At 60.1% G+C, this 10,813-nt stretch carries 13 protein-coding genes; 4 read left to right on the forward strand and 9 right to left on the reverse strand.

Annotated elements, in window-relative coordinates:
• Nucleotides 1–193: 193 nt before the first annotated feature.
• The gene (gene parC / locus PR018_RS04315) at nucleotides 194–2,473 is read left to right on the forward strand and encodes a DNA topoisomerase IV subunit A (RefSeq protein WP_142829609.1); all 2,280 of its coding nucleotides are present in this window, start codon (nucleotides 194–196) and stop codon (nucleotides 2,471–2,473) included.
• A gap of 18 nt (nucleotides 2,474–2,491) precedes the next feature.
• Here parC and PR018_RS04320 read toward each other — a convergent pair whose 3' ends face one another.
• From PR018_RS04320 to hemB, 6 genes are all read right to left on the reverse strand, one after another.
• Complete coding sequence (locus PR018_RS04320; protein ID WP_142829607.1) at nucleotides 2,492–2,884, reverse strand: type II toxin-antitoxin system death-on-curing family toxin; 393 nt, start codon at nucleotides 2,882–2,884, stop codon at nucleotides 2,492–2,494.
• Nucleotides 2,881–3,102, reverse strand: a complete 222-nt coding sequence (locus PR018_RS04325; protein ID WP_142829605.1) for an AbrB/MazE/SpoVT family DNA-binding domain-containing protein — start codon at nucleotides 3,100–3,102, stop codon at nucleotides 2,881–2,883. The genes PR018_RS04320 and PR018_RS04325 overlap by 4 nt, the downstream gene beginning before the upstream one ends.
• Nucleotides 3,103–3,167: 65 nt before the next feature.
• On the reverse strand, nucleotides 3,168–4,055 hold the full coding sequence (locus tag PR018_RS04330; protein ID WP_142829603.1) for a DMT family transporter: 888 nt from the start codon (nucleotides 4,053–4,055) through the stop codon (nucleotides 3,168–3,170).
• Entirely contained in the window at nucleotides 4,056–4,829 is a 774-nt protein-coding gene (locus PR018_RS04335) for an arginyltransferase (RefSeq protein WP_142829601.1), read from the reverse strand.
• A 158-nt stretch (nucleotides 4,830–4,987) separates the two neighbouring features.
• Complete coding sequence (locus tag PR018_RS04340) at nucleotides 4,988–5,446, reverse strand: RDD family protein (protein WP_111220496.1); 459 nt, start codon at nucleotides 5,444–5,446, stop codon at nucleotides 4,988–4,990.
• A gap of 168 nt (nucleotides 5,447–5,614) precedes the next feature.
• The gene (gene hemB, locus PR018_RS04345) at nucleotides 5,615–6,628 is read right to left on the reverse strand and encodes a porphobilinogen synthase (protein WP_142829599.1); all 1,014 of its coding nucleotides are present in this window, start codon (nucleotides 6,626–6,628) and stop codon (nucleotides 5,615–5,617) included.
• A gap of 132 nt (nucleotides 6,629–6,760) precedes the next feature.
• Here hemB and PR018_RS04350 point away from each other — a divergent pair, with 132 nt between their 5' ends.
• Both PR018_RS04350 and ldtR read left to right on the forward strand, forming a co-directional pair.
• The gene (locus PR018_RS04350) at nucleotides 6,761–7,198 is read left to right on the forward strand and encodes a DUF6163 family protein (RefSeq protein ID WP_142829597.1); all 438 of its coding nucleotides are present in this window, start codon (nucleotides 6,761–6,763) and stop codon (nucleotides 7,196–7,198) included.
• Between the two features lie 130 nt (nucleotides 7,199–7,328).
• The gene (gene ldtR, locus PR018_RS04355; RefSeq protein WP_142829595.1) at nucleotides 7,329–7,844 is read left to right on the forward strand and encodes a transcriptional regulator LdtR; all 516 of its coding nucleotides are present in this window, start codon (nucleotides 7,329–7,331) and stop codon (nucleotides 7,842–7,844) included.
• Nucleotides 7,845–7,993: 149 nt separating this feature from the next.
• Here the strand turns inward: ldtR and PR018_RS04360 are convergent, their stop codons facing one another.
• From PR018_RS04360 to PR018_RS04370, 3 genes are all read right to left on the reverse strand, one after another.
• Complete coding sequence (locus PR018_RS04360; protein ID WP_341798989.1) at nucleotides 7,994–8,566, reverse strand: P-loop nucleotide/nucleoside kinase family protein; 573 nt, start codon at nucleotides 8,564–8,566, stop codon at nucleotides 7,994–7,996.
• 305 nt (nucleotides 8,567–8,871) lie between these two features.
• On the reverse strand, nucleotides 8,872–9,114 hold the full coding sequence (locus PR018_RS04365; protein WP_111220501.1) for a hypothetical protein: 243 nt from the start codon (nucleotides 9,112–9,114) through the stop codon (nucleotides 8,872–8,874).
• Between the two features lie 157 nt (nucleotides 9,115–9,271).
• Nucleotides 9,272–9,649 carry a winged helix-turn-helix transcriptional regulator gene (locus PR018_RS04370; RefSeq protein WP_142829593.1) on the reverse strand — a complete coding sequence of 126 codons (378 nt, stop codon included), beginning with the start codon at nucleotides 9,647–9,649 and terminating at the stop codon, nucleotides 9,272–9,274.
• 94 nt (nucleotides 9,650–9,743) lie between these two features.
• Between PR018_RS04370 and PR018_RS04375 the strand changes: the two genes are divergently transcribed.
• Nucleotides 9,744–10,808, forward strand: a complete 1,065-nt coding sequence (locus PR018_RS04375; RefSeq protein WP_142829591.1) for an SDR family oxidoreductase — start codon at nucleotides 9,744–9,746, stop codon at nucleotides 10,806–10,808.
• Nucleotides 10,809–10,813 lie beyond the last annotated feature (5 nt).

The raw sequence follows: 10,813 nt of genomic DNA on the forward strand, positions 1-10,813 counted from the left end.
TATGCAGTGTAGACGTATGAAGCCGGGTTTGTATCGCCCGTGTCTAAAATTCTGGTGAATTGCAATAGGGAAATGCGCTCCAAGTCTCTTCACTGTTGCATTGCGGTCAATCTAGGGCGCTGTGCGGCTTAATCCACAGGCTGATACCACTGTATTCCTTGCCGGACATCAGCTTCTCCGCTAGGCAAAGCCTATGGGACAAGAGATTTTGCCGCCTTCTGGCGGGGGCGATGACAGTATTCTGCCGATTGATCTGAAGGCGGCGCTCGAGGAGCGTTACCTTGCCTATGCGCTGTCGACGATCATGCACCGGGCGCTGCCTGACGTACGCGACGGCCTGAAGCCCGTCCATCGCCGCATCATCCACGCGATGAGCGAAATGGGCATCCGCGCCAACTCGTCGTTCAAGAAAAGCGCCCGCATCGTCGGTGACGTCATCGGTAAGTTCCACCCGCACGGCGACCAGTCTGTCTACGACGCTCTCGTCCGTCTGGCCCAGGATTTCTCGCAGCGCTATCCCATCGTCGATGGCCAGGGCAATTTCGGCAACATCGACGGCGATAGTGCCGCCGCCTATCGATACACCGAAGCCCGCATGACCGATGTTGCTACGCTGCTGCTCGAAGGCATCGACCAGGACGCGGTCGACTTCCGTCCGACCTACAACGAGGAAGACAGCGAGCCGGTCGTCATGCCCGGCGCCTTCCCGAACCTGCTCGCCAACGGCACGTCCGGCATCGCCGTCGGCATGGCGACATCCATTCCGCCGCATAACGCCCACGAGCTCTGCGACGCAGCATTGCACCTGATCAAGCATCCGGATGCCACGGTCGAAGATCTGATGGCCGATCCGAACAATCGCGAGAAGGGTGGCATAGAGGGTCCCGACCTTCCGACCGGCGGTATCATCATCGACAGCCGCGAAAGCATCGTCGAGGCCTACAAGACGGGGCGCGGCGGTTTTCGCGTTCGCGCCAAATGGGCGGTCGAGGATCTCGGTCGTGGCGGCTACCAGATCGTCGTCACCGAAATCCCGTTCCAGGTGCAGAAGTCGCGTCTGATCGAAAAGCTGGCCGAGCTGCTCAACGCCCGCCGCCTGCCGCTGCTGGAAGACGTGCGCGATGAGTCCGCCGAGGATGTCCGGCTCATCCTGGTGCCGAAGAGCCGCACGGTCGACCCGACGATCCTGATGGAATCGATCTTCAAGCTGTCCGAGCTTGAAAATCGTATTCCACTCAACATGAACGTCCTCTCCATGGGACGCATTCCACGGGTCATGGCGCTGAACGAAGTGCTGCTGGAATGGCTCGCCCACCGCAAGGACGTGCTGATCCGTCGCTCGAAGTTCCGGCTCGCAGCGATTGATCGCCGGCTCGAGATCCTCGGCGGCCTGCTGATTGCCTATCTCAACCTCGACGAGGTGATCCGGATCATCCGCGAGGAGGACGAACCGAAGCCAGCCTTGATCGCGCGCTTCGGCGTTACCGACATCCAGGCCGAAGCCATCCTCAACATGCGGCTGCGCAACTTGCGCAAGCTCGAGGAATTCGAGATCCGCACCGAATTCGACGCCCTGTCTAAGGAGAAGGCTGAGATCGAGGCGCTGCTTGCCTCCGACGAAAAGCTCTGGGCGACTATTGCCTGGGAGATCGGCGAGGTCCGCAAGAAATACGCCAAGGCCACAAAGCTCGGCGCTCGTCGTACGGTTTTCGCCGATGCACCTGAAACAGATCTTGAAGCCATCCAGCAGGCGATGATCGAGAAAGAGCCCGTCACTGTCGTTATCTCGGAAAAGGGCTGGATCCGGGCGCTGAAGGGTCATATCTCCGACACGTCAACGCTGACCTTCAAGGAAGGCGATGCGCTGCGCCTGGCGTTCCCGGCCCAGACCACCGACAAGCTGCTGATCGTCACGACCGGCGGCAAGGCCTACACGCTCGGCGCCGACAAGCTGCCCGGCGGTCGCGGCCACGGCGAACCGCTGCGTCTCATCGTCGAGATGGAAAACGACCAGGACGTACTGACCGCCTTCATTCATGATCCACATCGCAAGCTGTTGATCGTCTCGACCGAGGGCAACGGCTTTATCGTTCCGGAAGCGGAGATGGCTGCCAACACCCGCAAGGGCAAGCAGATCATGAATGTATCGATGCCGGCAGAGGCCAAGCTGCTGGTGCCGGTCAAGGGCGATCATCTTGCAGTCGTCGGCGAAAACCGCAAGATGGTGGTCTTCCCGCTGGCGCAGATCCCCGAAATGTCGCGCGGCAAGGGCGTACGCCTGCAGCGCTACAAGGATGGCGGCATTTCCGATGTCCGTTGCTTCAGCCTTGCCGATGGGCTGACCTGGGCAGACAGTGCCGGCCGCAGCTTCATGAGATCGAAGGACGACCTGATCGAATGGCTCGGCGACCGCGGCGCTGCAGGCAGAGCCGTACCGAAGGGCTTCCCCCGTAGCGGTAAATTCTCGGGCTAGCGAGGCCACCTGCCGGGGTCACTTTGGCAGGGGCACGCTCATATCACGCAAAAAGCGCGTCGCGCCGTCCTCGTCGATCTCGCCGGCGGCGACGCCGAGGACGAATTCGATTACCATCACCTCTTCAGCTTCGATCAAGTGACCGTTGATGTAAAGAAATGTGAAGGCTGCGAGAAAGCCCGTCCGCTTGTTGCCGTCAGAGAACGGGTGGTTTCTTGTCAGGCCATAAAGGTAGGCGGCCGCCAGAGCGAAAATATCGTCTTCGCCATAAGCCGCCTTGTGAAGCGGACGGGCAAGCGCTGCCTCCAGCGCATTCTCGTCTTTTAAACCAGCAAGCCCGCCATGCTCGGCAAGTTGCTCATGATGCATGATTTCAATGGCTTCGCGGCTCAACCATTTGAGCTCGCTCACTTTGCCAGCTCACGAAGAGCAATACGATATTTCTGCATGCCGATGCGGGCCGCACGCAGTTGCTCAGCTAGATCGGGCTTCTGGTGGACCAACTGGAAGCCGTTTTCGACTTCCCGTAATTCGAGGCTGTCGCCGCTCTTCAGGCCGAGGCTCTGCAGCGCCTCCTTCGGCAGAATCACACCTTCAGAATTGCCGATCTTGCGAATGATGACGTTCATAGCTCTGGCTCCGATGTTGTAACTACGTTATAACACGAACTAAAGTCGGCCGCAACGCCGCGTCTTCATCCAGCCAGCGCTGCTTGACGACCCTTCGTTCGGGCCTGCCAGAGCGAGTGGCTCGCCAGCGCGACCATCATGATGGAGCCGCCGATCAATGTCATCGGGCGCGGTGTCTCCTCAAAGATCATCCAGATCCATACAGGTGCAAGGATGGTTTCGAGGAGGTAGAACATCGCCACCTCAGGACCGGACAGGTAGCGGGGGCCTGTGGCAAGGCACCAGAAGGCGAGCGGCATCATCAGGCCGCCGTCGAGAAGGATCCAGAACGGGTGATCGACAACCAGCCCTGCGGGCAGGGCATAGGATAGCCCGATGGCCGCCGGGATGACCGTCGCCAGCAGCGGCATGAAGCCCATTCCTCGCTTCGAGCCCCGGCCAATGGTGATGGCGCAGGCGGTGGTCAGCGCCGAAATGGCCGATAACAGGTCGCCGAGCCAATGTCCGCCGCCGATGCCATCGCCAACGATCAGCCCTACGCCCACCAGCATGGCCAGCATCGTGGCTATGGTGACGTTCGACGGTCGCTCGCCAATCACGAACCATGCAAGAAGGGCCGCGAACATCGGATTGAAGGCGAGGATGAATACGACATTCGCGGCGCTGGTGTAATAGACCGCGAGGATGAAGGTGACAGTGCCGATACCATAGAACAGGCCAACCCAGAGGCCGGTTGCGCCCGGCAGCAGCAGGCGCCATGGCCGTCCGCCCGCCCTGAGGACCAGCAGCAGGATAATGCCGACAGAAAGGGTAACGATATTGCGCAGGCCGAGGATCGACCAGGCTTCACCGCTGGAAAGACGAATGAGCGGGATGTCCATCGATAGCGCGAGGCCGCCGATGGTCGTCAGCAGGAGGCCCTTGCCATGGTCGGATAAGGCTGAAAATCCCATTCAGACAGCGCTGGGGTCGAGGGAGGCCGGGTCGAACCGTTCCCATCCGCGCGGCGTCAGATGCTCCTGCGGCTGGTAGCGCGTCTTGTAGTCCATCTTGCGAGAGCCGTTGACCCAGTATCCGAGGTAGACATGCGGCAGGCCGAGCAGCTTGGCGCGGCGGATATGGTCGAGGATCATGAAGGTGCCGAGCGAGCGCTTGTCGAGCGCTGGATTGTAATAGGAGTAGACCATCGACAGGCCGTCGCTCATGACGTCGGTGAGAGCTGCGGCCATGAGTTCGCCGGTCGGACGCTCCTGCAGGCCAGAACCTTCCTCGCGGCGGCGATACTCGATGATGCGTGTATTGACATGGGTATCCTCGACCATGATGGCGTAGTCGAGAACCGTCATGTCGGACATGCCACCCTGCTGGTGCCGGTCGTCGAGATAGCGGCGAAACAGCGAATATTGCTCGCTCGACGGCTGGGCAGGAAATTCCGTCGCGATGATGTCTTCGTTTGTCGCCACGACGCGGTTCATGGATCGTGTCGCCTGGAACTCCTGGGCTAGGATACGCACGGATACACAGGCACGGCACGCCTCGCAGGCCGGGCGATAGGCGATGTTCTGCGAGCGCCTGAAGCCGCCCTGGGTGAGGATGTCGTTCATCTCCGTGGCGCGCGCGCCGACCAGATGCGTGAACACCTTCCGCTCCATTTCGTGCGGCAGGTAAGGGCAGGCAGCCGGAGCGGTCAGATAGAACTGCGGAGATGGCGTTGTCTGCGTGTTCATCAGCCGAAAATCGACCTCTCGTCAGTCGTCAAAAGTGTGCCCGTTCAAGCATGGCGAAAGAATGCGAAACGTCAACACCGGGAATTGCTCCCGGGCTGACGTTTTGTCGCTTCTGCGAAACAAACTTCAATTCTGCAATGATATAGGCCCGATCCGCCTCAAATCGAGCGTACGGTCACCGTGCCGATCAGCAGGTCGTGCAGGAGCCTGCTGCGATCGGTGAACAAGCCGACGAGCAGCACCAGCGGCGTCAGTACCGAGTTGAGGATCCAGAACAGCACAAGATGGACGATCGCCGTCATGAAATCGATGCGCTGCCCGTCGATGCGGCGCATGCCGATGCCGACCGAGCGCATCCCGAGCGACGCTTGCGCTGGCCCGCCGACAGTCATGCCGAAGTACAAGCCTGCAACGATGACGAACAACGCCGGATACAGGAAGAATCCGAGCCCAAGCGTGGCCACTGACACGATGAACAGCAGGATCCCGGCCGGAATGCACAGCAGGGCAACGATGAAGTAATCGAGGATGAACGCGAACACGCGGCGGCTGAGAACGCCGCTATAGGTGCGCCAGTCGTCCTGTACGGCGGGAATTGGGCTAGGGTTCAACGACATCATCGTGCTCCGCGGTTACGTCGTCAGAGATATGGTATGGCCGCCGGGAAATCGCAAGAGCGCCAAGAAAACCGCCCCCGCAATAAGGGCGAGGGTGAGGGGCATGCCCCTCTAGCGTCATCGCGACGCCACAGCAATCAGCGGCCCCTCCCGAAAGCCAGACTGCGCTCACCTCTTGGCAAGCGCCTTGGCGACGTCGATGGCGAAATAGGTCAGGATCCCGTCGCATCCGGCGCGCTTGAAGGAGAGCAGGGTTTCCATCATGGCGCGGTCGCCGTCGATCCAGCCGTTCATCGCTGCCGCCTTGATCTGCGAGTATTCGCCTGAGACCTGGTAGGCATAGGTGGGCAGGCCGAACGCCTCCTTCAGCCGCCAACAGATATCGAGGTAGGGCAGGCCGGGCTTCACCATCAGCATGTCGGCGCCTTCCTCGACGTCCATGGTCGCCTCGCGCAAGGCCTCGGTGCCGTTGGCCGGGTCGATGTAATAGCTCTTCTTGTCGCCCTTCAGCAGGCCGCCGGTGTTGATCGCCTCGCGGTAGGGGCCATAGAAAGCGGAGGAGAACTTCGTCGCATAGGACATGATGCCGACCATCTGGTGGCCGTGGGCGTCCAGCGCGCGGCGGATTGCGCCGATGCGGCCGTCCATCATGTCCGACGGAGCAATGATGTCGGCGCCGGCATCGGCCTGGACGATGGCCGCCCGGACGATCTGGTCCACCGTCTCGTCATTGACGATCTCGCCATCGCGCAGGATGCCGTCATGGCCGTGGCTGGTGAAAGGGTCGAGCGCCACGTCGGTGATAATACCGATGTTGGGAACCTCCCTCTTGATGGCTCTGGTTGCGAGATTGATCAGGTTGTTCGCCTCAAGGCTCTGTGAGCCCGTCTGGTCGCGCAGTGCCATCTCGACGTCTGGAAAAGTGGCAATCGCCGGAATGCCGAGATCGGCGGCCATCCTGGCGGCCTCGACCGCCTTGTCTATCGTCATGCGGTTGACCCCGGGCATGGCCGTGATCGGATCGACGATGCCGGTACCGGGAATGAGAAAGATCGGCCAGATGAGATCGTCGACTGTCACCCGGTTTTCCTGCACCATGCGACGGGTCCAGTCGGCCTTGCGATTGCGGCGCATGCGCCGATGGCCGGTGATCTCGTCCACCAGGTGGGTCTTGTCCGACATGTCGGTCGTCCTTTATCTCTGTCCTTGTATAGGCCGCTCATTAGCATGGTGGCGATGCAAAATAAAACCAGACGAAAGGCCGCAGCCATCAAGCCGCTGGCGAGGTGCCGATTGCCTGCCTATGATTTGCTCATGAAACATGATTCTTCCGCCATTCCGAAACGCAGCGTCCTGGACATCCTGTTCATCGTCTTCCTGCGCCTGATCGCCGTGTCCTGCCTATGGTTCGGGCTGCAATACTGGTCGATGCTGGTGGGCTATTCTCTGGCTGGCCAGGGCCGCTTCGATTTGCTGAGTCTGCCCTGGAAGGTCGCCGGCGCAGGCCTTGCCGTCGTTTTTCCCGTTGCAGCTCTCGGCCTGTGGCTGACGGTGTCCTGGGGACCGGTCATCTGGCTCTGCGCCGCAGGCGGCCAGGCGCTGATGTACGGGGTGTGGCCGGAGGTGTTCGGCAGCAATCCGCTGGTGATGATCCTGCACGCCGCAGTGGTCATTCTCTACTGCATTTTTCGCGTCATGCTCTACGTGGAGAAGCGGCAGCGCCGCAAAAGTGTAACCGTTGATTTACCCTGAGACACATCGGGCCTTTGGTAAGGTGCTGTTAAGCCTGCAGTTTAAGTAGAATTTTATGTGTATTCGATAGTGTCTGTCTCAAGGCGGGAAGAAAACCAACACCGCCAAACAAAACAGTGAGGCAGTCATCATGAACACGAAAATCAAGCCGCAGGCCGTGTCTCCCGTCCAGGACGTCAAGGTCGAAGCCATCCGCGATCTCTACATGGAATCGCTGCACCTGGTCGAGCGTCTCCACCGCCGTCTCCTTGATGTCATCAAGGACGAGTTCGACCGCCAGGGTCGCAGCGACGTCAACGCCATCCAGGCACTTCTGCTTTTCAACATCGGCAACTCGGAACTGACCGCCGGCGAACTTCGCTCACGCGGCTATTATCTGGGCTCGAACGTTTCCTATAACGTTAAGAAGCTCGTCGATCTCGGCTTCATCAATCACCAGCGCTCGCGTATCGACCGTCGCTCTGTTCGCATCAGCCTGACCGACAGCGGTCAGGACATCGCCGAGACTGTCGCCAAACTCTACGAGCGCCACATCGGCTCCATCGACAAGGTCGGCGGCATCGGCACCGACGAATTCACTCAGATGAACAAGCTCCTGCAGCGCCTCGACCGCTTCTGGAACGACTCGATCATGTACCGCCTGTAAAATCTGCCGGGCCGTTATCCCAGATGGCCCGACCGAGACCTCCAGTTGGTGCCTGAGGGCGCAATCATGCGGTGACGCATGGTTGCGCCTGCTGGCATTTGTGCGGGGAAGACGAGATCCCGGCGGGCTGAGCCCGGAGGGTCTTCCCCTCAGAGCGAAAAACTTTTCCGTGCAGCGTCAGGCATGGCTGCTAAGATTGCCGCAATGCTTTCGTCGACGGAGAGGTGGGCGGTGTCGAGGCTGAGGTGCGGACTATCCCATGGCTCGTACTGACGTTGCGCAACATCTTCCCAGGTCGGCAGCTTCAATCCTTCGACAGCTGACGGTCGGCTTTCCACACGATGCCGATGCATCTCCGGGTCGGAACATACGACCTCGACCTCGATGAAGCTCACTTTTACCTCTGCTGCGATGTCCCTGAAGGCTGCACGGGTTATTTCGACAGGATTGACAGAGTCGGCAATCACGAATTGGCCGAGGGCGAGATTGTCTGCAGCGAGGCGGTAGCTCGTCAAATAGCCGGCCGGACCCACATCCTTGCCTTGCGGTAAAATCTCGGCAGAACGAATTGCCTGCTCAATGGAGTCTATGCGCAGGTAAACCGCCTTGGTCCGGCTTGCCAAGGCTTGGGCGATGGTGCTTTTCCCGCTGCCGGGCAATCCGCCAAAGATAAAAAACATCCGACAATTCTCCGTCGTTCGCATACGACTCCAGTCGGCCACAGGTCTCCTGGTAGCATTGGCGATATTTACCGCTGCCACTGCGACAGATTTATATCGCCTCTCGATTGTTCGCGAATTCCAAATGCAGCGTTTTACCTTTCGCCGCCAGATCGTCACAGAAACGTAACGAAAACAATGCTATCTCGGCGTCGGACTGATCACGTGCCATCTGCAAATTTTGACGGGCCGTTATCCCAGATGACCCGGCAGAGACCTCCAGTTGGTGCCTGAAGGGCGCGACGGTGCAGGGATGTGCGGTCGCGCCCGCAGGTGTTCACCCGGCGCGACCATCTTTTCGCAAAATGTTATCTTGCAGTTTTGGTCATCAGGGCGCGACCGGCATTGCGGATGGTCAACGCCGAATCCGCCATCGGTGCGACGAGGCCGGCGGCAATGGCAGCCGTCAGGGCTTCAGCGTAATCTTCGCCTTCGAGGCCGTGCTTCTTGGAATGATTGAGGACAGCGCCGCGGGTGGAGGTCGGCGAGGCGCCGAAACGGCTGTTCTGAAAGGCATTTACGATGATCAGGTATTTTTCGTCGAGGGTCATGATAGCTCCGATGCGGTTCCGGTGGTGCTACCAGTAAGCGAGGCCAAGCGATACCTTCGTTCTGCACGGGTGGCAGAATTCTTGCATTATCTAGCTGTCCGGCCGATTTTTTGTGCTTTTTTCGGCCGGCTCCGACGCTGCTCGCCCCAATCTGCAGCTAGCCGCGGCGGCGCGATTTCGGTCTGGATGCCAATTGGTCGAGGGCGCCGGAATGGGCTTTTCCCCAGTTATAGAGCATCTCGATCGGCTCGACGAACTCAATGCCGAGGGGCGTCAGGCTGTATTCGACGCGCGGCGGGACAACGTCGAACACCTGCCGGGTAACCAGCCCGTCATTTTCCATCTCTCGGAGCGTCTGCGTCAGCATCTTCTTGCTGATGCCAGGCAGGCTGCGCTGCAGAACGCCGGTGCGGCAGGTTCCGCCGTGCAGCGTATGCAGTGCGTGCAGCACCATGCTCGTCCACTTGACGCTGAAGAGCTCCAGCACCCGGCGGGGCGCGCAGTCTTCCTCGTGGGTCGGTATATCGTCTTTCATGGGCACCTCCCGGTGGCTATGGCACTTAACGGTGCCTTCTAGCAGAGCCTGCGCAAATTGCCTATTTCCTCTTCAGCAAAAGGAGTTTGGAAACATGACGAAATCAGCCCTCATCATTGGCGCCACCGGCATTGTCGGCAATAACCTCGCCCGTCATCTCATCGACAAGGGTTTCGAGGTAGCAGGCCTTGCCCGCAATCCGGCAAGCGACATCGCCGGCCTGCGCCCGGTTGCCGCCAACCTGCTCGATCCCGAAAGTCTCGCCTCCGCCGTGCGCGACCTGAAGCCTAGCCATGTCTTCTTCAGCACATGGTCGCGTCAGGCGACTGAGCTCGAAAATATCCGCGTCAACGGCGCGATGGTAAAGAACCTGCTCGATGCGCTCCGCCCACACAAGTCGGTCGAGCACGTGGCGCTGGTCACCGGCCTCAAGCACTACCTCGGGCCTTTCGAGGCCTACGGCAAGGGCGTGCTGCCGGCCACACCGTTCCGCGAGGAGCAGGGTCGCCTCGAAGTCGATAATTTCTACTATGCACAGGAAGACGAGGTTTTCGCCGCCGCCAAGACCGATGGCTTTAGCTGGAGCGTCGACCGCCCGCACACCATCATCGGCTACGCACTCGGCAACGCCATGAACATGGGCGTGACGCTTGCCGTCTACGCCTCGATCTGCAAGGCGACCGGCCGTCCCTTCATCTTCCCGGGCTCGCCGATGCAGTGGAACGGCTTGTCGGATATGACAGACGCCCGCCTGCTCGCCCGCCATCTGGAATGGGCCTCGACCACGGATGCAGCTCGGAACAAGGATTTCAACGTCGTCAACGGCGATGTCTTCCGCTGGAGCTGGATGTGGCAGCGCATCGCTGGATGGTTCGACATCGAGCCACAGCCGCTGCCATCCGAAATGACGACGCTCGAATCACAGCTCGCCGATGCTGGACCGATCTGGGCGGACATCGCCGCCAAGAACGGTCTTGCGGAACATGACATCAACAAGCTCGCCTCCGCCTGGCACACGGACGCCGATCTCGGCCGCCCCATCGAGGTCATGACCGACATGAGCAAGAGCCGCAAACTCGGTTTCCTCGACTACCAGGCTACCGACGACAGCTTCACGGACCTCTTCACCCGCCTCCGGGAAGCCCGCATTATCCCCTGAGTTAA

The organism is Rhizobium rhododendri (genome assembly GCF_007000325.2).
Classification (GTDB): Bacteria; Pseudomonadota; Alphaproteobacteria; order Rhizobiales; family Rhizobiaceae; genus Rhizobium; species Rhizobium rhododendri.